Origin of the sequence: Streptomyces sp. M41 (genome assembly GCF_043673425.1) — a bacterium.
In the GTDB taxonomy this organism is placed as follows: domain Bacteria; phylum Actinomycetota; class Actinomycetes; order Streptomycetales; family Streptomycetaceae; genus Streptomyces.
The window spans coordinates 66,885-87,615 of sequence record NZ_JBIMKE010000030.1 but is presented as its reverse complement, the minus strand read 5'-3'; the positions used below and the strand labels follow the sequence as shown (position 1 = coordinate 87,615).

At 70.9% G+C, this 20,731-nt stretch carries 19 protein-coding genes; 8 read left to right on the top strand and 11 right to left on the bottom strand.

What is annotated here, in order from left to right:
• Positions 1-116 precede the first annotated feature (116 nt).
• The 3 genes from chpE to ACHBTE_RS29210 all read right to left on the bottom strand — a co-directional run bounded on the left by chpE (position 117) and on the right by ACHBTE_RS29210 (position 2,310).
• Positions 117-362 carry a chaplin ChpE gene (chpE, locus tag ACHBTE_RS29220; RefSeq protein WP_394727471.1) on the bottom strand — a complete coding sequence of 82 codons (246 nt, stop codon included), beginning with the start codon at positions 360-362 and terminating at the stop codon, positions 117-119.
• Positions 363-530: 168 nt separating this feature from the next.
• Entirely contained in the window at positions 531-1,172 is a 642-nt protein-coding gene (locus tag ACHBTE_RS29215) for a response regulator (RefSeq protein WP_394727469.1), read from the bottom strand.
• Complete coding sequence (locus ACHBTE_RS29210) at positions 1,165-2,310, bottom strand: GAF domain-containing sensor histidine kinase (protein ID WP_394727467.1); 1,146 nt, start codon at positions 2,308-2,310, stop codon at positions 1,165-1,167. The genes ACHBTE_RS29215 and ACHBTE_RS29210 overlap by 8 nt, the downstream gene beginning before the upstream one ends.
• A 274-nt stretch (positions 2,311-2,584) precedes the next feature.
• On the opposite strand from ACHBTE_RS29210, the gene ACHBTE_RS29205 reads away from it, so the two are divergent.
• From ACHBTE_RS29205 to ACHBTE_RS29195, 3 genes are all read left to right on the top strand, one after another.
• Positions 2,585-3,283, top strand: a complete 699-nt coding sequence (locus ACHBTE_RS29205; RefSeq protein ID WP_394727465.1) for an SDR family NAD(P)-dependent oxidoreductase — start codon at positions 2,585-2,587, stop codon at positions 3,281-3,283.
• Complete coding sequence (locus ACHBTE_RS29200; protein WP_394727463.1) at positions 3,280-4,494, top strand: S-adenosylmethionine:tRNA ribosyltransferase-isomerase; 1,215 nt, start codon at positions 3,280-3,282, stop codon at positions 4,492-4,494. Before ACHBTE_RS29205 ends, ACHBTE_RS29200 begins: the two co-directional genes overlap by 4 nt.
• Before the next feature lie 298 nt (positions 4,495-4,792).
• The gene (locus ACHBTE_RS29195; protein WP_394727460.1) at positions 4,793-5,569 is read left to right on the top strand and encodes a transglycosylase SLT domain-containing protein; all 777 of its coding nucleotides are present in this window, start codon (positions 4,793-4,795) and stop codon (positions 5,567-5,569) included.
• A gap of 133 nt (positions 5,570-5,702) precedes the next feature.
• Here the strand turns inward: ACHBTE_RS29195 and ACHBTE_RS29190 are convergent, their stop codons facing one another.
• A complete protein-coding gene (locus ACHBTE_RS29190) occupies positions 5,703-8,270 on the bottom strand; it encodes an FHA domain-containing protein (protein ID WP_394727458.1) in 2,568 nt (855 codons plus the stop codon).
• 251 nt (positions 8,271-8,521) lie between these two features.
• Between ACHBTE_RS29190 and ACHBTE_RS29185 the strand changes: the two genes are divergently transcribed.
• Together ACHBTE_RS29185 and serB are read left to right on the top strand one after the other, a co-directional pair.
• Positions 8,522-10,708: a streptophobe family protein gene (locus ACHBTE_RS29185; RefSeq protein WP_394727456.1), complete on the top strand. Its 2,187-nt coding sequence runs from the start codon at positions 8,522-8,524 to the stop codon at positions 10,706-10,708.
• Positions 10,709-10,854: 146 nt separating this feature from the next.
• Complete coding sequence (serB, locus tag ACHBTE_RS29180; protein ID WP_394727454.1) at positions 10,855-12,063, top strand: phosphoserine phosphatase SerB; 1,209 nt, start codon at positions 10,855-10,857, stop codon at positions 12,061-12,063.
• Between the two features lie 144 nt (positions 12,064-12,207).
• Here the strand turns inward: serB and ACHBTE_RS29175 are convergent, their stop codons facing one another.
• From ACHBTE_RS29175 to ACHBTE_RS29160, 4 genes are all read right to left on the bottom strand, one after another.
• Positions 12,208-12,726, bottom strand: coding sequence for a SixA phosphatase family protein (locus ACHBTE_RS29175; protein ID WP_394727452.1), 519 nt, complete (start codon positions 12,724-12,726; stop codon positions 12,208-12,210).
• Between the two features lie 65 nt (positions 12,727-12,791).
• Positions 12,792-12,998 (bottom strand): hypothetical protein, encoded by a 207-nt coding sequence (locus tag ACHBTE_RS29170; RefSeq protein ID WP_394727450.1) that lies wholly within the window; start codon positions 12,996-12,998, stop codon positions 12,792-12,794.
• Positions 12,999-13,229: 231 nt separating this feature from the next.
• Positions 13,230-13,346 (bottom strand): SGM_5486 family transporter-associated protein, encoded by a 117-nt coding sequence (locus ACHBTE_RS29165; protein ID WP_086021381.1) that lies wholly within the window; start codon positions 13,344-13,346, stop codon positions 13,230-13,232.
• A gap of 83 nt (positions 13,347-13,429) precedes the next feature.
• Positions 13,430-14,806: a CynX/NimT family MFS transporter gene (locus tag ACHBTE_RS29160; RefSeq protein ID WP_394727447.1), complete on the bottom strand. Its 1,377-nt coding sequence runs from the start codon at positions 14,804-14,806 to the stop codon at positions 13,430-13,432.
• A gap of 70 nt (positions 14,807-14,876) precedes the next feature.
• Here ACHBTE_RS29160 and ACHBTE_RS29155 point away from each other — a divergent pair, with 70 nt between their 5' ends.
• Positions 14,877-15,569, top strand: coding sequence for a FadR/GntR family transcriptional regulator (locus ACHBTE_RS29155; RefSeq protein ID WP_394727444.1), 693 nt, complete (start codon positions 14,877-14,879; stop codon positions 15,567-15,569).
• Here the strand turns inward: ACHBTE_RS29155 and ACHBTE_RS29150 are convergent.
• The 3 genes from ACHBTE_RS29150 to fabG form a co-directional block, all read right to left on the bottom strand.
• The gene (locus ACHBTE_RS29150; protein ID WP_394727442.1) at positions 15,547-15,897 is read right to left on the bottom strand and encodes a hypothetical protein; all 351 of its coding nucleotides are present in this window, start codon (positions 15,895-15,897) and stop codon (positions 15,547-15,549) included. The two genes, ACHBTE_RS29155 and ACHBTE_RS29150, sit on opposite strands and share 23 nt — an antisense overlap.
• Positions 15,898-16,059: 162 nt before the next feature.
• A complete protein-coding gene (fabI, locus tag ACHBTE_RS29145; RefSeq protein ID WP_394727440.1) occupies positions 16,060-16,827 on the bottom strand; it encodes an enoyl-ACP reductase FabI in 768 nt (255 codons plus the stop codon).
• 5 nt (positions 16,828-16,832) lie between these two features.
• The gene (fabG, locus tag ACHBTE_RS29140) at positions 16,833-17,537 is read right to left on the bottom strand and encodes a 3-oxoacyl-[acyl-carrier-protein] reductase (protein ID WP_394727438.1); all 705 of its coding nucleotides are present in this window, start codon (positions 17,535-17,537) and stop codon (positions 16,833-16,835) included.
• A 239-nt stretch (positions 17,538-17,776) separates the two neighbouring features.
• Here fabG and ACHBTE_RS29135 point away from each other — a divergent pair, with 239 nt between their 5' ends.
• Both ACHBTE_RS29135 and ACHBTE_RS29130 read left to right on the top strand, forming a co-directional pair.
• Complete coding sequence (locus ACHBTE_RS29135) at positions 17,777-19,300, top strand: TldD/PmbA family protein (RefSeq protein WP_394727436.1); 1,524 nt, start codon at positions 17,777-17,779, stop codon at positions 19,298-19,300.
• A complete protein-coding gene (locus tag ACHBTE_RS29130; RefSeq protein WP_394727434.1) occupies positions 19,297-20,691 on the top strand; it encodes a metallopeptidase TldD-related protein in 1,395 nt (464 codons plus the stop codon). The genes ACHBTE_RS29135 and ACHBTE_RS29130 overlap by 4 nt, the downstream gene beginning before the upstream one ends.
• The last annotated feature ends 40 nt before the right edge of the window (positions 20,692-20,731 follow it).

Here is a 20,731-nt window from a genome sequence, read left to right as displayed (position 1 = left end):
GCGGGCGCCCTGGCCGGTGGAGCGGGTGGAGCGGGTGCCCCGGGCGATCCCCCACGGCAGACCGGCCTCCCGGGATACCCGGGAGGCCGGAGGTCACTGCTCGCTTCGGGGGGTCGTCACTTGTTGACGGCCAGGTTGCCGAAGGCCGGGTTCAGGATGCCGACGACGTTCACGCTGTTGCCCGAGACGTTGACCGGGATGTGCACCGGGGCCTGGACGAGGTTGCCCGAGGCGACACCCGGGGAGCCCACGGCCTTGCCGTCGGCGTGCGCGCCGTCGGTGGCGGAGGCCACTCCGGCACCGGCTGCCAGCAGGCCACCGGCCACCATCGTCACGGCCGCTGCCTTCTTCAGGTTCTTCACTTCTAAGCCCTCCTTGCGATCGCCGCGGCAGTCGCCGCAGCACGCCATGGAGAACGGCGGGGGCCACGGGAGGATGCGCCATCCGGGGGACATTCCCACGACGGTATGAATCTCAGTCCGGAGCGGAACCCTCCGTATTGCCGTCCGTCATGCCCTGCGGAGAGCGTCTCAGCCGGTCACGCCATGGCGTACGGCCCACAGCGCGGCCTGGGTGCGGTCCGCGAGGTCGAGCTTCATCAGGATGTTCGAGACGTGTGTCTTGACGGTCTTCTCCGACAGGACCAGGGCTCTGGCGATCTCGCGGTTCGAGCGGCCGTCCGCGATCAGGCCGAGCACCTCGCGCTCGCGTTCCGTCAGCGAGCCCGCCCTGCCGGGCCCGGAGTTGGCCTCCTCCTGGGACAGCAGGGCCCCCGCGACCTCGGGCTGGAGCAGGATGTGGCCGGCGTGCACCGAGCGGATGGCTCCGGCGAGCGCATCGGGGTCGACGTCCTTGTAGACGTACCCGGCGGCGCCCGCGCGCAGGGCCGGGATGACCGTGCGCTGTTCGGTGAAGCTGGTGACGATCAGCACGCGCGCGGGGTTGTCCAGTTCCCGGAGCCTGCGCAGGGCGTCGACGCCGTCCATGCCCGGCATCTTGACGTCCATCAGCACGATGTCGGGCTTCAGTTCCTCCGCGCGCGCCACTCCCTCCGCGCCGTCGGCCGCCTCGCCGACGACCTCGATGTCGTCCTGTACTTCGAGGAAGGTGCGCAGGCCCCGGCGGACGACCTGGTGGTCGTCGACGAGCAGCACCTTGATCGGGTCAGCCACCGGGAACCTCCATCTCGATCACGGTGCCCTTGCCGGGCGCCGATTCCACGGTCAGCGTGCCGCCGACCCCGCTCGCCCGGTCCCGCATGGAGACCAGGCCGAGGTGGCGTCCGGCGCGGCGTATCGCCTTGGGGTCGAAGCCGGTGCCGTCGTCCGTCACGCGCAGGAGGGCCGCGCTGCCGCGTCGGTCCAGTGTCACGTCGACGTGTTCGGCCGCGGAGTGCCGCAGGGCGTTGTGCAGGGCCTCCTGGGCGACGCGCAGCACGGCCTCCTCCTGGGCGGCGGGCAGGGCCTTCACACCATGGCCGGCGAAGGTCACGCGTGCGGTGTGGGCGCGGTCGAGGACCTGGATCTGGGTCCGCAGGGTGGCGACGAGGCCGTCCTCGTCGAGGGCTGCCGGGCGCAACTCGACGACCGCGGCGCGCAGTTCGTCGGCGGCCTCGGCGGCGAGCGCGGCCACCTGGTGGAGTTCGCCCTTGGCGCGGGACGGGTCTCGGTCGACCAGGGCGGTGGCGGCCTGCGCGGTCAGGCGCAGGGAGAACAGCTTCTGGCTGACGGCGTCGTGCAGTTCGTGAGCCAGGCGGGAGCGCTCCTCGGCGATGGTCAGCTCACGGCTGCGTTCGTAGAGACGGGCGTTGGTGAGCGCGATCGCGGCGTGCTGGGCAAGGATCGAGAGCAGTTCTTCGTCGTCCGCCGTGAAGCCACAACTGCCGTCGGGTTTGGGGCAGTTCTTGTTGGCCAGGAACAGCGCGCCGATGACCTCGTCGCCGTCGCGGATCGGCAGGCCCAGGAAGTCGGACATGTCGGGGTGGGCCGACGGCCAGCCCTCGAAGCGTGGGTCCTTGCGGACGTCGGCGAGCCGCTCGATCTTGGCTTCCTGGAGCATCGCCGCGAGGATGCCGTGCTGGCGGGGCAGGGGGCCGATGGCCTTCCACTGGTCGTCGCTGACGCCGTCGACCACGAACTGGGCGAAGCCGCCGTGATCGTCCGGCACTCCGAGGGCGGCGTACTGCGCGTCGAGCAGCTCGCGGGCCGAGGCGACGATCGTCTTGAGGACGTCGCGCACCTCGAGATGCCTGCTCATGGCCAGCAGCGCGGAGCTCACCGCCGCCAGGCCGGACCTGGGCCTTTGACTCATGCCCTCACCGTACCGGCGGGGTGTGACAGCCGGATCGGACCAGTGGCGGCGGCCGGGTGAGGCGCGGGACCTAGGTCTGTGGTCCCGGGGTCGGCGAGGGGGCCGGGGGTGTCCGGCGCGGGTCCTGGGCCGGAAGGCGGGGGGTGTGCGGCGTAGGACGAAGGGCCCCGTGGTTCTGAGGCCCGCGTCCGAGGTGCGGTGGGCCTTGCCGTTCCTACGTTGAGGGCACCGCCGGTGGGCACCGGCGGCTCGGACGGACGAGGGGACGGTTGTCATGCCGGTAGCGATCATCACGGGGGCCTCGAAGGGACTGGGGCGGGCGCTCGCCGAGGCGTTGGCCGCGCGCGGCTGGGATCTGGTGCTCGATGCCAGGACGGCGAAGGCCCTCCAGGAGACGGCGGCCGGGCTGCGGACGTACGGCACGCGTGTGACGGCCCTGCCGGGAGACGTCACGGACGCCGGGCACCGGTCCGAGCTGGTGGCGGCGGCCTGGCGGCTGGGCGGCGTCGATCTGCTGGTGAGCAACGCCAGCGCGCTGGGGGCCGAGCCGCTGGTACGGCTGGACGAGCTGCCGCCGGCGGGGCTGCGGCGGGCGCTGGAGGTGAACGTGGTCGCCGCGCTGGGCCTGGTGCAGGAGGCGTTGCCGCTGCTGCGGGCGTCCGGATCGGGCGCGGTGATCACGGTCAGCTCGGACGCGGCTGCCGAGGCGTATGAGACATGGGGCGGTTACGGGGCGTCCAAGGCCGCGCTGGACCATCTCTCGGCGGTGCTCGGCGTGGAGGAGCCGGGGCTGCGGATCTGGGCGGTCGACCCCGGGGACATGGCCACGGACCTGTACGCGGCGGCCGTACCGGAGGACGGGGATCCGCGGCCGGCGCCGGAGAGTGTGGTGCCGGCGTTCCTGCGGCTGCTGGACGAGCGTCCGGCGAGCGGGCGCTATGGGGCCCCGTCACTGCTGGAGGGACGGCGATGACGTCGGCGATGGGGGTGCCCCCGTCCGGGCGGGGCCGGGTGGCCGGGAAGGTTCCGCGGGAGTTGTCGGCCCGGGTGCCGGCCGAGCAGCGGGGGCCGGGGCAGGACCGGGATGCCGTACGGCTGCTGGTGTCGCGTGGCACAGAGGTGTCGCATCACACGTTCGGTGAGCTGCCGCGGCTGTTGCGGCCCGGGGATCTGCTGGTCGTCAACACCTCCGAGACGTTGGCGGCGGCTGTGGACGGGTGGATCGGGCACGCGCGCGTGGTGGTGCATTTCTCCACGCGCGGGGACGACGGGCGGTGGGCGGTCGAGCTGCGGGATCCGGACGGGCGGGGCACCACGCGCGCGCATATATGGGGCAGCGCGCGAAGCGCTCCTCGGGAGGGTGGTGGCGGGCGGCGGGAGGGCGGGCCCGCGGGGACCGAGGTGCGGCTTCCCGACGGTGTGCGGCTGGTGCTGGAGGAGCCGCTGAGCGCTGGGAGCGAGCGGCTGTGGTGGGCTCGGGTGGGCGGGGCGCGGGGGGTGGCTCGGGCCGGGAGCCGTGGGGGCGGCCCGGGGGCGGTGCCGGCGCTGATGCGTGAGCACGGGCGGCCGATTCGGTACGCCTATACGGAACGGGACCAGCCGCTGTCCGCCCATCAGACGGTGTTCGCGCTCCCGTCGGCCGACGGGACGGGCAGCGCGGAGATGCCGAGCGCGGCGCGGCCCTTCACGCTGCGCCTGGTGACGGAGCTGGTGAGCCGGGGGGTGCAGTTCGCGCCGATCACGCTGCATACGGGGGTCGCCTCGATGGAGGCGCACGAGCCGCCGTATCCGGAGCGGTTCGCCGTACCGGAGGCGTCGGCGCGGCTGATCAACGCGGCGAAGGCGGGGGACGGCAGGGTCGTCGCGGTGGGGACGACGGCGGTGCGGGCCGTGGAGTCGGCGGCGGACGCCGACGGGGTCGTACGCGCGCGTGCAGGGTGGACGGATCTGGTCGTCACTCCTGAGCGCGGGGTGCGGGTGGTGGACGGGCTGCTGACCGGGCTGCACGAGCCGGAGGCCTCGCATCTGCTGATGCTGGAGGCGGTCGCGGGGCGGGCGGCGATCGACCGCAGCTACGAGGCGGCCCTGCAAGGGCTCTACCTGTGGCACGAGTTCGGCGACCTGCATCTCATCCTCCCGGCGGAGGGTCCTCACTCTGTGCATTGCGCAAGCAACTGCTGGTGAGACTGATAGGGGCCTGATGTGAGCCCGCGCATAGGGCGCAGGTCACGTACGAAGACCCATAGGAGACGAGGCGCCCCTTTTGAGCGGGACGGACGGCCCTATCTGTCCCAATTTGCCCTTCATGGGTCAACTACCCGGGATCGTACGTCACACCTTTGCCTGTCCATTTTGCGGCAGCTAAGAATTGCTCCCGTCGCTCAGCGCCGTGGCATCAGTCCGCGGCGTTTGTGCAGGAAGCACCCGTGTCCACTGACGGACAGCGAGCGACCTCCGCGCTACTCGAAGAGGTCCCACTGCCATGCTCAAGAACACCAAGAACCGCGGTCTCACTCGTGCACTGACCAAGCGGAACAAGATCGCAATCGCCGGTGTCACCACGCTCGGTGCCGCCGCCCTGGCCTTCTCCGCCGTACCCGGCAATGCCCAGACGACCACGGCCGAGCCCTCCACGGGCCAGGTGGCCTACAGCAGCGAGCAGATCAAGGACGTCAAGGGCAGCGTCACCGACCAGCTCGCCTCCGCGAGCGTCAAGGCCGACGCCATCGAGGCCAAGAAGAAGGCCGCCGCCGAGGCCGCCGCCAAGAAGAAGGCCGCCGACGCCGCCGCCAAGAAGAAGGCCGCGGACGCCGCCGCGAAGAAGAAGGCCGCCGCCGAGGCCGCCAAGAAGAAGGCCGAGGCGGAGCGCAAGGCGAAGGAGGCCGCGAGCCGGTCCGCCAAGCGCGTCCAGGTCAAGGCGGTCGCCGCCAAGACCTACCCGAACAACCTCGACGGCTGGATCCGTGAGGCCCTGGACATCATGAAGAAGCACGACATCCCGGGCACCTACCACGGTCTGCACAAGAACATCATGCGAGAGTCCTCGGGTAACCCGAACGCCATCAACAACTGGGACATCAACGCCCAGAACGGCGTCCCGTCCATAGGCCTGCTCCAGGTCATCAAGCCGACCTTCGACGCGTACCACGTCCCGGGCACGCCCAAGAGCCAGTGGGACCCGGTCGCCAACCTCACCGCCGCCGCCAACTACGCGGCCGACCGGTACGGCTCGATCGACAACGTCAACAGCGCGTACTGAGCGAGGTAGGCGCGGGCCTCTGATCCGTACGCCGAAGGGCGGCACCCTCCTGACGAGGTGCCGCCCTTCGGGCGTAGTGCATGACTTGGCTCACGTGACCCGGGAGCACCTGCCGGGGCCTACGTGACGGGGACTAGTTGCGCATGACTTCGGGCTCGTGGCGGCGCAGGAAGCGGGCCACGAAGAAGCCGCAGATCACGCCGAGGACGATCAGGGCGAGCATGTCCATGGACCAGGCGCCGACGGTGTGCTCCCACAGCGGGTCGTTGCTGTCGCCCTTGGCGGGCGGGCTGATCTGGTTGAAGTCGAGCGTGGCACCCGCGGCGGCGACCGCCCAGCGCGACGGCATCAGGTACGAGAGCTCGTTGACCCCGATGGAGTTGGCCAGCGGGAACAGACAGCCGGTGAAGACGACCTGGACGATCGCGAACATGACCAGCAGCGGCATGGTCTTCTCGGCGGTCTTCACCAGGGCCGAGATGATCAGGCCGAACATCATCGCGGTGAAGCCCAGCGCCATGATCGGAATGCACAGCTCCAGCAGGATCTGGCTGCCGAGGATCAGCCCCTCGTCCGGGATGGTGCGGCTGGAGAAGCCGATGACACCGACCATCAGGCCCTGCAACACGGTGATCAGGCCGAGCACGAACACCTTGGACATCAGATACGCGGACCGGGACAGGCCGGTCGCGCGCTCCCGCTCGTAGATGACCCGTTCCTTGATCAGCTCACGGACGGAGTTGGCGGCGCCGGCGAAACAGGCGCCCACCGCGAGGATCAGCAGCACGGTGAGGGCCGTGCCGTTGGCGACGGGCTTGCCGGTGTTCGGGTTGATCTCCGTGTTGACCAGGAGGTCCTTGCCGGAGTCGATCAGCAGACTCACCGAGCCCAGGACGAGCGGCAGGATCACCGTCAGGGCCAGGAAGCCCTTGTCGGAGGCGATGACCGAGACATAGCGGCGCACCAGCGTGCCGAACTGGGACATCCAGCCCTGTGGCTTCGGCGGCTTCATCGCCTGCATCTGCGGCATCGCTACGGACTGCGGGGCGATCGCGTCGATGTCCGCGGCGTACATCTGGTAGTGCTGCGAGCCCTTCCAGCGGCCCGCCCAGTCGTAGTCGCGGTAGTTCTCGAAGGCGGAGAAGACGTCGGCCCAGGTGTCGTAGCCGAAGAAGTTCAGCGCCTCCTCGGGCGGGCCGAAGTAGGCGACCGCGCCGCCCGGCGCCATCACCAGCAGCTTGTCGCACAGCGCCAGCTCGGCCACCGAGTGGGTGACGACCAGGACCGTACGGCCGTCGTCGGCGAGGCCGCGCAGGAGCTGCATGACATCGCGGTCCATGCCCGGGTCGAGGCCCGACGTCGGCTCGTCCAGGAAGATCAGCGAAGGCTTGGTCAGCAGCTCCAGGGCCACCGAGACGCGCTTGCGCTGGCCACCGGAGAGGGAGGTGACCTTCTTCTCCTTGTGGATGTCCAGCTTCAGCTCGCGCAGCACCTCGTCGATGCGCTGCTCGCGTTCGCGGGCCGTGGTGTCGGCCGGGAAGCGGAGCTTCGCCGCGTACTTGAGGGCCTTCTTGACGGTCAGTTCCTTGTGCAGGATGTCGTCCTGCGGGACCAGACCGATGCGCTGACGCAGCTCGGCGAACTGCTTGTAGAGGTTGCGGTTGTCGTAGAGGACATCGCCCTGGTTGGCGGGGCGGTAGCCGGTGAGCGCCTTGAGCAGGGTCGACTTGCCGGAGCCGGACGGGCCGATGACCGCGATGAGCGACTTCTCCGGGACACCGAAGGAGACGTCCTTGAGGATCTGCTTGCCGCCGTCGACGGTGACGGTCAGATGGCGGGCCGAGAAGGAGACCTCACCGGTGTCGACGAACTCCTCGAGACGGTCGCCGACGATACGGAACGTGGAGTGGCCGACGCCCACGATGTCGGTCGGGCCGAGCAGCTGCGCACCGCCCTTGGCGATCGGCTGGCCGTTGACGTACGTGCCGTTGTGGGAGCCGAGGTCGCGGATCTCCATGCGGCCGTCGGGCGTCGAGTGGAACTCGGCGTGGTGACGGGAGACCTGGAGGTCGGAGACGACCAGCTCGTTCTCCAGGGCACGGCCGATGCGCATCACGCGGCCGACCGAGAACTGGTGGAACGTGGTGGGGCTGCGGTCGCCGTAGACCGGCGGCGCCCCCGCGCCACCACCGGGCCCGCCCTGCTGGTGCGGCACCTTCGCGACGGACGGCTGCTGCTGCCAGCCGGCCTGGGGGGCTTGCTGCTGAGGCGCCTGCTGCGGAACCTGGTTGGCCGGTGCCTGATGCGCCGGAGCCTGCTGGGCCGGTCCCTGCTGGCCCCAGCCTGCCTGGGCGCCCTGCGCGGCGTACGGCTGCTGCTGCGGCTGGGCCTGCGGCGCGGCTGCGGCACCGGTGCCGGAGAGGTTCAGGCACGGTCCGTCGGTCGCGTTGCCCAGGTGCACGGCCGAGCCGGGGCCGATCTCCAGCTGATGGATCCGCTGCCCCTGCACGAACGTGCCGTTGGTGCTGCCGTGGTCCTCGAGGACCCAACTACGGCCGTTCCAGGTGATCGTGGCGTGCCGCCAGGACACCCTGGCGTCGTCGAACACGATGTCGCCCTGCGGATCGCGTCCGAGGGTGTAGGCCCTGGACGGATCGAGCGTCCAAGTCCGTCCATTCAATTCCAGTACGAGTTCCGGCACTCCATGCCCCACTGAGTAGTCCCCCGAGTTACCCCCATCACAGGGAGTCTAGGGATGTCGAACATCGTCGGGAACTATTTCAGGCTCCGCCCCCTGTCTGAAAGTCGGGCCTTATGAAGACCACGACGATGATCACGCGCACACGCCTCCCCTGGTTCCGTTGACGGGGTTGAAACCAGCCCGGAAAGTGGTAATCCACGCGAGGGGGACATGCGCGGCAAGCCGCCGCGCCGCGGATCGGGGGGTCTGCCATGAGCCCGTCCAGGAACGTCGAGACCACGAGGCACGGCACACGGCTGCCGTGGGGAGACATCCTGCTGTCCGCGATCGTCGCCGTGAGCTGGGCGTTGATCGGGATGGCGGGCACGGCAGCCCTCGGGCTGCATCTGTTGGAGGCGGATTCGGCGAGTTCGCTCGGTCCGATGACGGCAGCGGTGGTGGCCCTCGGGGCGGGTGGTTCCGTCACGCCGTCCGGTGATGTGTCCGCTTTCGGGTTGACAGGCGCGGAGGCGACGACGGCCATCGAGATCACGCCACTCGGGGTCGGCCTGGTCGGTGCGGTCCTGCTGTCGTGGTTCTTCTTACGGTCCCTGCGGCGCGCGGGAGTTGTGATCGCGCCGTCCGAACTCCTGGCCCGCGCGGGCGCGGTGGTCGCGCTGTTCGTGGCGGCGCTGGGCGGGCTCGCCTGGGCGGGGCACGATGTCATCACCATCGACGGGAGCGAGCTGGGGCTGGACGACCTGCCGGGTGCCGGCGGAGGCGACGGAGCCGGCGGTGACGGTGGCGGTGGCGGGATCGAGATCCCCGGCTTGGGAGACATTGGGGATATCGGGGATATCGGCGATGCCGGGGACATCGGTGGGCTGCTGCCCGATCGGATCGGCGACCTCATCGACGCGAAGGCCGCGGTCGGTTTCACGGTGGACACGGCGCCGACCCTGCTCGGTGGCCTGGGCTGGTCCACGGGCATCCTGCTGATCGCGCTGCTGGCCTCGCGCCACAGCCCGCTGCCGCGCGGTTGGGAGGCGGTGCACCGCGTCGTGCGGCCGGCTGTGTCCGCCCTCGTCGCGGTCCTGCTCCTCGCGGTCACGGCCGGGCTCGCGGCGGCGGCGTACGCGGCGATCGGCGACGACCATCCCGAGCGCATCGCGGGCGCGGCCCTGCTCGGCGCCCCGAACGGCGTGTGGCTCGGCATCCCGATCGGCCTGTTCGTGCCGTTCGACGGCAGGGCGACGGGAGTGCTGGCGAGCGTGCTGCCGGACCCCTTGGACGACCTGCTGACCGGCGACGCCGACCAGTCCGTGACCCTGGGCGGGTTGGCGGAGCTGGACGGGAGGGTGTGGCTGCTGGGCGTCGCGGCGGCACTGATGATGCTGCTCGCGGGGGTGCTCACGGCGGTGCGGACGCCTGTGGAAGGCGGGAGCGTTAGCGGGGGCGGAAGCGGGAACGCGGGCGACGAAGGTGCCTGGGCCGGTGGCGGGACCCTTCGATTCGTCGGGTGGTGTGCGCTGCGGCTCGCGGTCGCTACGGCGTTGGCACTGCCCTTGCTCGTCCTGCTGACCGAGTTGTCCGTCAACGCCTCCCTGTCGGTGCTGGGGTTCGACGCCTTCGACGCCGGGGTGGAGCTGCGCGGGAACCTAGGCATGGCGCTCGCCCTCGGGGCGGTCTGGGGCGCGGCGGCGGGCGGCGTGGGGGCGCTGCTGGCTCGCGCGACCGGGGCGGCCGGGAGGCGGGCGGCACCGCTGGCTCTGGGTGCGGCGACGGGTACGTGGGCCGCAGGGTCGGTGGGTCCCGCGCGGCCGGCGAGTTCTACGGGTCCAAGGGGCGACTCGGGCCCGGGGCGGGCTGCGGGTCCAGGGCCGGCGTTGGGGCCGGCAGGCGGTACGGGTCCGGCAGGGCCGGCCGCCGGAAGTACCGGAGGTTCCTGGGGTTCCGGGGGTCCCGGGGCTTCCGGGGCTTCCGGGGCTTCCGGGGGCGCCCAGGCTTCCGGAAGTTCCGGGGCTTCGCCGCGCACGACCCCGTCCGGGCCGTACACCCCCGCTGCCCCGTACCGGCCGCCCAACCCGGCGACGAACCCTTACCTGCGCGTGCCCGACTCACTGCGCGAGCCGGAGGACGCGCGGCCCGGTGAGGAGCCGTACTCCGCTGATCGGCGGTTCTCCAGCGAGCCGCCGCGCTCCAGTGCGCCGCCCGCCAGTGAGCCGCCCTTCAGCGAGCCGCCCACCGGTGAGCGAATCTCCGCCGAGCCGCCTTCGGATGACGACGACGTGTACGGCGCGCCCACCGTCGTGCGGCCGATCGATCCGCCCCCGAGGTCGCCTCGCCCGCCGGGCCGGCGTGGGAACCGGCCGGTGTCCGGAGCGGATGACGTGCCTCCGCCTCCGCCACCCCCGCCGCCGCCTCCTCCCCCGCCACCGCGGAGGCCCGAGGGGCGCTAGCCAGCGGCGCCGAGCCGCATCACGAAGACGGGCGGGCGTGGCCGGAACGTAAGGCCGACGCCACCCGGTCGACACCAAGTGTTCCGTGTCCGCCTGGCGGACCTCAGGGGCGGCAGGCACTGCGTGCCGGATACGGTGGAACCATCATGAGCGCTTCGCAGACCTCTGACATCCCCACCCTTCTCGTCAAGATCTTCGGGAAGGACAGGCCGGGCATCACGGCCGGCCTCTTCGACACGCTGGCCGCCTACTCCGTGGACGTCGTCGACATCGAGCAGGTCGTCACCCGTGGCCGGATCACGCTGTGCGTGCTCGTGACGCAGCCGCCGACCGGTCTGGAAGGGGATCTGCGCTCGACCGTCCACAGCTGGGCGGAGTCGATGAAGATGCAGGCGGAGATCATCTCCGGCCGCGGCGACAACCGGCCCCGTGGGCTCGGCCGGTCCTTGGTGACCGTGCTCGGACATCCGCTCACCGCCGAGGCGACGGCCGCGATCGCCGCCCGGATCACCGAGTCCGGCGCCAACATCGACCGTATCTTCCGGCTGGCCAAGTACCCCGTGACGGCCGTGGAGTTCGCGGTGTCCGGCGCGGAGACGGAGCCGCTGCGCACGGCCCTGGTGACCGAGGCGGCGGCACTGGGTGTCGACGTCGCTGTCGTCGCCGCCGGACTGCACCGGCGCGCCCAGCGGCTCGTCGTCATGGACGTCGACTCCACGCTCATCCAGGACGAGGTGATCGAGCTCTTCGCCGCGCACGCCGGGTGCGAGGACAAGGTCGCCGAGGTGACCGCGGCGGCCATGCGCGGCGAGCTGGACTTCGAGCAGTCGCTGCACGCGCGCGTGGCGCTCTTGGAGGGGCTGGACGCCTCGGTGGTGGACAAGGTGCGCAGCGAGGTACGGCTGACGCCGGGGGCGCGCACGCTGATCCGCACGCTGAAGCGGCTCGGCTACCAAGTGGGGGTCGTCTCCGGCGGATTCACGCAGGTCACCGATGATCTGAAGGAGCGGCTCGGGCTCGACTTCGCCCAGGCGAACACGCTGGAGATCGTCGACGGGAAGCTGACCGGCAAGGTCACCGGTGAGATCGTCGACCGGGCGGGCAAGGCGCGGCTGCTGCGCCGGTTCGCCGCCGAGGCGGGGGTGCCGTTGTCCCAGACGGTGGCGATCGGTGACGGCGCCAACGATCTGGACATGCTGAACGCGGCCGGGCTGGGCGTCGCCTTCAACGCCAAGCCGGTGGTGCGGGAGGCCGCGCACACGGCGGTGAACGTGCCGTTCCTGGACACCGTGCTGTATCTGCTGGGCGTCACCCGCGAAGAGGTCGAGGCGGCCGACATGCACGACGAGGACTGACCGCCCGCCCCACATCTCCGGCCCGCCCGCCCCACACCGTCGGCACGAGGCCGCACAACACCTCCGGCAAGCCCCGCACCACACGTCCCGCATGCGCAAGGCCCGGCGCCGTCGCGGTGGCGGGCCCTGCGCATGCGGGGTCGGTCACTCCGAAGGCGCCCAGTAGTCGAGCAGCGTGGCCACGCCGGGCTCCAGCGTCTTCCAGGTACCGCTGAAGGACAGCACGGCGAAAGCGGCGGCCGGGAAACCTCGGCGGCTCATCCTGTCGCGCGCGTCGCCCTCGGCGGAGCCGGAGAGGACGTCGGCGAGCCCCTGTACGCCAGGGTTGTGGCCGATCAGCAGGACGTTCTGCGCGTCGTCGGGGGTTTCGTTGAGCAGGGCGATCAGCTCGCCGGGCGAGGCCTCGTAGACCCGCTCTTCGTAGATGGTTTTCGGCCGGTGCGGGAACTCATGGACGGCGAGCTTCCAGGTTTCCCGGGTCCGGGTCGCGGTGGAGCACAGGGCCAGATCGAAGGGGATGTCGGTGTCGGCCAGCCGGCGCCCGGCCTCTGCCGCGTCCATTCGGCCCCGGTCCGCGAGGGGCCGCTCGTGGTCGGTCACCTGTGGCCAGTCGGCTTTCGCATGCCGGAAGAGGACGATCCTGCGGGATTCTGCGACGCTCATGAGACCCAGCTTCGCATGAAACAGGCCACGAGGCGCAGGGAGTTGACGTGCGGCTTCGGGGGTGCTCAGCGTGTGATCAGCTGTTGTATGCGCTCGAAGAGCTGGGTGATCGCGGGCTCGGCGGGTGCCGCGTGCGCCTCGGCCGGGTCGAGTATGAGCATCAGCAGCGTGATGAAGGCGAGCGTCGGCAGGGCGAGGGCCCACCAAGGCAGCCGGATGTCGGCACGGCCCGTGGACGCCGGGTGGGGCGGGGTGTGGGTGCGGGCCGACATGATGCCTCCGTGGGGTCCTCGAACCGTCCGTGTCCGCGCTCTCGCGGTCACACTTCGAAGTTACGGAGTTCTCGGCCCTCAACCCATCCGGTGATCCACCCAGTTGACCCTGACACTCGCCCCCTAGGGGATGGTGGTGCTAGCCCCACCATCGGCGTGACGAGTCGCGTCGGCGGGCGCCGACGGGCCTACGGCCCCGGCCCCAGCCCCGGCCCCGGCCCCGGCCCCAGCTCAGGGAGAGGCGATCGTCGCGATGATCCCGATGATCACGAAGATGGCGAAGAACGCGCCGAAGACCAGCAGCATCTTCTTCTGGCCGTTCTGGGGGTTCGGATCGAGCACTGGCATACGGCCAGTCTCGCACCCCCCGTCTGCGGCGCGAGCGCCGGGGTGAGGTGGCGGTGTGAGACGACGTGGGGGGTGGACGGGGCTCAGCGGCCCGCCTCGTCCTCCACCGTGCGGTTGCGGCCCGCCAGGACGCCCACCGCCATCTGCGGGATCATGAGCCCGGCCATCAGGGCGATGGGCAGCCCCCAGCCGCCGCTGTGCTGGTAGAGCACGCCCACCAGCAGCGGGCCCGGGATGGAGAGCAGGTAGCCGGTGCTCTGCGCGAAGGCGGACAGCTGGGCCACTCCCCCGCTGGTCCTGGCGCGCATGCCGACCATGGTGAGGGCGAGCGGGAAGGAACAGTTGGAGACGCCGAGCAGCACGGCCCAGACCCAGGCGCCCTCGGCCGGCGCGAGGTAGAGGCCGGCATAGCCCGCGAGTCCGCAGAGGCCGAGCGCGACGACGATCGGACCCTGGTGGGGCAGCCTGGTGGCGAGGCGCGGGATGACGAAGGCCAGCGGCACGCCCATCACCATCGTGACGGCGAGCAGCAGCCCGGCGGTGCCGGCGTGCACTCCCGAGTCCCGGAAGATCTGCGCCATCCAGCCCATCGTGATGTAGGCGCCGGTGGCCTGGAGGCCGAAGTAGACGGCGAGCGCCCAGGAGGTGCGGCTCCGGGTGATCCGCAGCCGGGGTGCGTCCACGCGCGCGTGGTTCTCCCGCGCGGAGGCGGCAGGGTGCTGCCCGGCAGCGGGCGGCTCCTGCCCGGCAGCGGCAGGCTTCTGCGCGGCAGCTGAAGGCTTGTGCCCGGAAGCGGCGGACGCCGTCCCCCGGTCCCGCACGAACGGGATCCACGGCACCACGGCCGCGGCACCGAGCCCGGCCCACACGGCGAGCCCGGTCTGCCAGCTCCCGCCGAGCCTGTCGGTCATCGGCACCGTCACCGCAGCCGCGGACGCGGTGCCGAGGGCGAGGGCCATCGAGTACAGGCCGGTCATGGAGCCGACCCGGTCGGGGAACCAGCGCTTGACGATGACCGGCATCAGGACGTTGCTGACCGCGATGCCCATGAGGGCGAGCGCGGTGGCGGCCAGGAATCCGGGCGTGCCGCCCACGTAGGGCCGTACGGCGAGCCCGGCGGTGATGGCGACCATGCCCGCGCACACCACCGCGGCCGGGCCGAAGCGGCGGGCCAGGCGCGGGGCGGCCACACCGAAGACGGCGAAGCAGAGCGGGGGCACGGAGGTGAGCAGTCCGGCGACGCTGCCGCTCATGCCGAGCGCGTCACGGACCTCTTCGAGCAGGGCGCCGAGGCTGGTGATGGCGGGGCGCAGATTCAGCGCGGTGAGCACGATGCCGAGCACCAGCAGCCGCATGGGCCACGCGCGCGTGGCGGGCTCAGCGGTCGTACGGGTCTGTGGGGTGCGTATCGGCATGGACACCACCGTCCGGGTTTCCTCGCTTGCCATGCCGACCATCATAGAATCATGGGATGATTGGTTGTCCACTCCCGGGCCGCCCGGTCCCGGCCCTCACGTGCGAAGGTGTGCCATGCCCTTGAGCCACCCGCGCCGCTCGGCGCTGTCCGAGCAGGTCATCGCGGCGTTGCGGAACCAGATCACCTCGGGCGAGTGGCCGGTCGGCTCCCGCATTCCGACCGAGCCCGAGCTGGTCGAGCAGCTCGGCGTGGCCCGCAACACGGTCCGCGAGGCGGTCCGGGCGCTCGCGCACAACGGTCTGCTGGACATCCGCCAGGGCTCCGGCACCTATGTGGTGGCGACCAGTGAGCTGGCCGGTGTCATGCACCGCCGGTTCGCCGACGCCGATCCCCGGCACATCGCCGAGCTGCGCTCCACGCTGGAGTCGGCCGCCGCGAAGCTGGCAGCCGAGCGGCGCACGGAGAAGGACCTCAAGCAGCTGGACGTGCTGCTGGCGCGGCGGGAGGAAGCCTGGGAGTCGGGCGACGCGGAGGCCTTCGTGACGGCCGACACGACCTTCCATCTGGCGGTGGTGTCGGCGTCCCACAACGACGTGATGATCGAGATGTACGCCGACCTGGGCGAGGTGCTGCGGGACTGGCTGCGCGAGGACGTCGGCGAGGAGCTGACACCGGAGACGCACATGGACCACGCGCGGCTGGTGGACGCGATCCGCGCGGGGGACGCCCAGGCAGCGGCCACCGAGGCGGCCGGCTATCCGTTCCTGTGCCGTCCGGGGCGCCTCAGTCCCCCCGCCGGTGGCTGACCCACACCGAGCCGACCTCTTTCCAGCAGCGCCCGGTCAGCCGCACGGTCTGCGCGGGCCCGGCCGCCACGGGGGCGCCGTCGCTGTCGAGGTCCCACCAGCGGGCGCACTCGACGTGCAGGCTCACCCGGTCGGTCTCCGGATACGGGTTGTGGCAGTACGCGGTCACCTCGGAGCCGGTGATCCGGACCCGGCAGGCAGCGCCGAACAGGTCGTCCGGGTCGGTCTCGGTGACGTGCACGCGCGCGTGGGCCATCGCGTCGTACGACAGGGGCAGTACGAGGGCGAGGGCGACGGTCGTTGAGGCCATGCGACGGGACAAGCGCACAAGGGGACCTCCTCGGCCGTAATGGGGAGGGGCTCGCGTGGTGAACGCGTAATCCAGAGTGCGCAGTTGTGGGTCTCCCCCGCCCGGACTGGTAGGCCGAACGGGTGACGCCCCGCTCCCCGCGCCATGCGGGAAACGGGGCGTCGAGGACGTACCCGGAGATCAGGCGCCGATGGCGTGCAGACCGCCGTCCACGTGGATGATCTCGCCGGTGGTCTTCGGGAACCAGTCGCTCAGCAGGGCGACGATGCCGCGGCCGGCCGGGTCCGGGTCCTTCAGGTCCCACTCCAGCGGGGCGCGGGTGTCCCAGACGGAGGCCAGCTCGCTGAAGCCCGGGATGGACTTGGCGGCCATGGAGCCGATCGGGCCCGCCGAGACGAGGTTGCAGCGAATGTTCTGCTTGCCCAGGTCACGGGCCATGTAGCGGCTGGTGGCCTCCAGGGCGGCCTTGGCCGGGCCCATCCAGTCGTACTGCGGCCAGGCGTACTGCGCGTCGAAGGTGAGGCCGACGACCGAGCCGCCGTTCTGCATCAGCGGCAGGCAGGCCATGGTCAGCGACTTCAGGGAGTACGCCGAGACATGCATGGCCGTGGCGACCGACTCGAACGGCGTGTTGAGGAAGTTGCCGCCGAGCGCGTCCTGCGGGGCGAAGCCGATGGAGTGCACGACGCCGTCGAGGCCGCCGAGCTCCTCGCCGACGACGTCGGCGAGGCGGCCCAGGTGCTCGTCGTTGGTGACGTCGAGCTCGATGACCTTGGTGGGCTTGGGGAGCTTCTTGGCGATGCGCTCGGTCAGCGTGGGCCGCGGGAACGCGGTCAGGATGATCTCGGCACCCTGCTCCTGGGCCAGCTTGGCGGCGTGGAAGGCGATGGAGGACTCCATCAGCACACCGGTGATCAGGACGCGCTTGCCCTCGAGAATTCCGCTCATGGTGATCAGTGACCCATTCCCAGTCCGCCGTCAACGGGGATGACGGCTCCAGTGATGTACGAGGCGTCGTCCGAGGCGAGGAACCGCACCGCCGCGGCGATCTCCTCCGGCTGCGCGTAACGACCGAGCGGCACCTGCTTCACGATGCCCTCACGCTGCTCGTCGGTGAGCACCTTGGTCATATCGGTGTCGACGAAGCCGGGCGCGACGACGTTGAAGGTGATGTTGCGCGACCCCAGCTCACGGGCGAGGGAGCGCGCGAAGCCGACCAGGGCGGCCTTGGAGGCGGCGTAGTTCGCCTGCCCCGCGGAGCCGAGCAGACCGACGACCGACGAGATCAGTACGACGCGGCCCTTCTTGGCCCGCAGCATCCCGCGGTTGGCGCGCTTGACGACCCGGAAGGTGCCGGTGAGGTTGGTGTCGATGACCGAGGTGAAGTCCTCCTCGGTCATGCGCATCAGGAGCTGGTCCTTGGTGACACCGGCGTTGGCGATCAGGATCTCGACGGGGCCGTGCTCGGCCTCGATCTCCTTGTAGGCCTGCTCCACCTGCTCGGGGTCGGTGATGTCGCACCTGACCGCGAGGAAGCCGGCCGGCGGCTCGCCCGAGCGGTATGTGACGGCGACCTTGTCGCCGGCATCGGCGAATACGCGGGCGATGGCGAGGCCGATGCCCCGGTTGCCTCCGGTGACGAGAACCGAGCGGCTCAACGGATCACCCTTTCGGTAGGGGTCTGAACACCCGCCCGAACAGTTGGATGACAGGCGGCTTCTCCGAAAACCTATCGGTCCCGTCCCGCGCCCGGACATTCGGGCACCGACAGTGGCACACGGGAGTCACTGTCGGGTCCCTACAGAAAGATACGGACTCCAGCCGGAAACGTGTGGTCCGCCGCCCTGCCCGCGCGACATGATCGGTGCCACCGGCCACGACAGCAGGAGGACCTTCCGTGCCCCATACGATCGATGAAGCCTTCACGGCGCTTCCGCTACGCCCTCTGGCCGACGCGGCGCTGGCACGCGCGCGTGCGCTGGGCGCCGAGCACGCGGACTTCCGGTTCGAGCGGGTGCGCAGCGCGTCCTGGCGGCTGCGGGACGCCAGGCTCGCCGGGTCGTCGGACACCACCGACCTCGGGTACGCGGTGCGGGTGGTGCATGGCGGTACCTGGGGTTTCGCGTCCGGGGTGGACCTGACGCTGGACGCCGCCGCCAAGGTCGCCTCGCAGGCGGTGGCGATGGCGAAGCTGTCCGCGCAGGTCATCAAGGCCGCCGGGTCGGACGAGCGGGTCGAGCTGGCCGACGAGCCGGTGCACACCGACAAGACGTGGATCTCGTCGTACGAGACCGATCCCTTCACGGTGCCCGACGAGGAGAAGTCCGCGCTGCTCGCCGACTGGAGCGCGCGGCTGCTCGCGGCGAACGGAGTCGATCACGTCGACGCCTCGCTGCTCACCGTCCATGAGAACAAGTTCTACGCCGACACCGCCGGGACCGTGACCACGCAGCAGCGCGTACGGCTGCACCCGCAGCTGACCGCCGTGTCAGTGGACGAGTCCAGCGGCGAGTTCGACTCCATGCGCACGATCGCGCCGCCCGTCGGACGCGGCTGGGAGTATCTGACGGGCACCGGCTGGGACTGGGAGTCCGAGCTGGCGCAGCTTCCGGAGCTGCTCGCCGAGAAGATGCGGGCGCCGAGCGTGCAGGCGGGGCCGTACGACCTGGTCGTCGACCCGTCCAACCTGTGGCTGACGATCCACGAGTCGATCGGCCACGCCACCGAACTGGACCGCGCCCTCGGCTACGAGGCGGCTTACGCCGGCACCTCCTTCGCCACCTTCGACCAGCTCGGCAAGCTCAGGTACGGCTCCGACCTGATGAACGTCACCGGTGACCGCACCGCCGAGCACGGCCTCGCGACCATCGGCTACGACGACGAGGGCGTCGAGGGCCAGTCCTGGGACCTGGTGAAGAACGGCACCCTCGTCGGCTACCAGCTGGACCGGCGGATCGCGAAGCTGACCGGCTTCGAGCGGTCCAACGGGTGCGCGTTCGCCGACTCCCCCGGACATGTGCCGGTGCAGCGCATGGCCAATGTGTCGCTCCAGCCGGATCCGGCCGGGATGTCGACCGAGGATCTGATCGGGAGCGTGGACCGTGGGATCTATGTCGTAGGCGACCGGTCCTGGTCGATCGACATGCAGCGCTACAACTTCCAGTTCACCGGGCAGCGGTTCTTCAAGATCGAGAACGGGCGGATCACCGGGCAGCTGAGAGACGTGGCCTACCAGGCGACGACCACGGACTTCTGGGGCTCGATGGCAGCCGTCGGTGGCCCACAGACGTATGTCCTGGGCGGCGCCTTCAACTGCGGCAAGGCGCAGCCGGGGCAGGTCGCGGCGGTCTCGCACGGCTGTCCGTCGGCCCTCTTCAAGGGAGTCAACATTCTGAACACGACGCAGGAGGCCGGTCGATGAGCGCCCGTACCAACAAGCCGCACGAGATCGTCGAGCGGGCCCTGGAGCTGTCGCGGGCGGACGGGTGTGTCGTCATCGCCGACGAGCAGTCGACCGCCAACCTGCGCTGGGCCGGCAACGCGCTGACCACGAACGGCGTCACGCGCGGGCGGACGCTCACCGTCGTCGCGACCGTCGACGGCAAGGAGGGCACCGCCTCCGGCGTCGTCTCCCGGTCCGCGGTGACCGCCGACGAGCTGGAGCCGCTGGTGCGGGCCGCCGAGGCCGCCGCGCGCGGGGCCGGGCCCGCCGAGGACGCGCAGCCGCTGGTGACGGGCGTACCGGCGTCGCCGGACTTCACGGACGCCCCGGCCGAGACGTCGTCCACCGTGTTCGCCGACTTCGCCCCGGCGCTCGGTGAGGCGTTCGCACGCGCGCGTGCGGGCGGGCGGGAGCTGTACGGCTTCGCCAACCATGAGCTGGTCTCGACGTATGTGGGCACGTCCACGGGGCTGCGGCTGCGGCACGACCAGCCCAACGGCACGCTGGAGTTGAACGCCAAGTCCCCGGACCGCACCCGCTCGGCCTGGGCGGGGCGTTCCACGCGGGACTTCAAGGACGTCGATCCGACGGCGCTGGACGCCGAGCTGGCCGTACGCCTCGGCTGGGCGGAGCGGCGCCTGGAGCTGCCGGCGGGCCGGTACGAGACGCTGCTGCCGCCGACCGCCGTGGCCGACCTGCTGATCTACCAGATGTGGTCGGCGTCCGGGCGGGACGCGGTCGAGGGCCGCACGGTGTTCTCCAAGCCCGGTGGCAGCACGCGCGTGGGTGAGCGGCTGACCGGGCTGCCGCTGACCCTGCGCAGCGACCCGAACGAGCCGGGTCTGGAGTCCGCCCCCTTCGTGATCGCGCACTCCTCCGGCGGCGACCAGTCGGTGTTCGACAACGGGCTGCCGCTCGCGGCCACCGAGTGGATGCGCGAGGGCGAACTGCGGCACCTCATGACCACTCGCCACAGCGCCGGGCTGACCGGTCTTCCGGTGGCGCCGGGTGCCGACAACCTGATCCTGGACGGCGGCGAGGACCGCTCGCTGGAGGAGATGGTCGCGAACACCGAGCGGGGGCTGCTGCTGACCTGCCTGTGGTACATCCGCGAGGTCGACCCGGCGACGCTGCTGCTCACCGGGCTGACCCGGGACGGCGTCTACCTGGTCGAGAACGGTGAGGTGACCGGCGAGGTCAACAACTTCCGGTTCAACGAGTCGCCGGTGGGGCTGCTGGGGCGGGCGACGGAGGCGGGGCGTACCGAGAAGACGCTGCCGAGGGAGTGGAGCGACTGGTTCACCAGGGCGGCCATGCCGGCGCTGCGCATCCCCGATTTCAACATGAGCTCTGTCAGTCAGGGCGTATAACCTCGTAGGCGGCTGTCACCCGACTGCCCGAGGATCTTCA

Coding starts and splice junctions, on each gene's coding strand:
- ACHBTE_RS29210 (WP_394727467.1), bottom strand. CDS start 2,310: ATGAGTCAAAGGCCCAGGTCCGGCCTGGCGGCGGTGAGCTCCGCGCTG.
- ACHBTE_RS29205 (WP_394727465.1), top strand. CDS start 2,585: ATGCCGGTAGCGATCATCACGGGGGCCTCGAAGGGACTGGGGCGGGCG.
- ACHBTE_RS29200 (WP_394727463.1), top strand. CDS start 3,280: ATGACGTCGGCGATGGGGGTGCCCCCGTCCGGGCGGGGCCGGGTGGCC.
- ACHBTE_RS29195 (WP_394727460.1), top strand. CDS start 4,793: ATGCTCAAGAACACCAAGAACCGCGGTCTCACTCGTGCACTGACCAAG.
- ACHBTE_RS29185 (WP_394727456.1), top strand. CDS start 8,522: ATGAGCCCGTCCAGGAACGTCGAGACCACGAGGCACGGCACACGGCTG.
- serB (WP_394727454.1), top strand. CDS start 10,855: ATGAGCGCTTCGCAGACCTCTGACATCCCCACCCTTCTCGTCAAGATC.
- ACHBTE_RS29175 (WP_394727452.1), bottom strand. CDS start 12,726: ATGAGCGTCGCAGAATCCCGCAGGATCGTCCTCTTCCGGCATGCGAAA.
- ACHBTE_RS29170 (WP_394727450.1), bottom strand. CDS start 12,998: ATGTCGGCCCGCACCCACACCCCGCCCCACCCGGCGTCCACGGGCCGT.
- ACHBTE_RS29165 (WP_086021381.1), bottom strand. CDS start 13,346: ATGCCAGTGCTCGATCCGAACCCCCAGAACGGCCAGAAGAAGATGCTG.
- ACHBTE_RS29160 (WP_394727447.1), bottom strand. CDS start 14,806: ATGATGGTCGGCATGGCAAGCGAGGAAACCCGGACGGTGGTGTCCATG.
- ACHBTE_RS29155 (WP_394727444.1), top strand. CDS start 14,877: ATGCCCTTGAGCCACCCGCGCCGCTCGGCGCTGTCCGAGCAGGTCATC.
- fabI (WP_394727440.1), bottom strand. CDS start 16,827: ATGAGCGGAATTCTCGAGGGCAAGCGCGTCCTGATCACCGGTGTGCTG.
- ACHBTE_RS29130 (WP_394727434.1), top strand. CDS start 19,297: ATGAGCGCCCGTACCAACAAGCCGCACGAGATCGTCGAGCGGGCCCTG.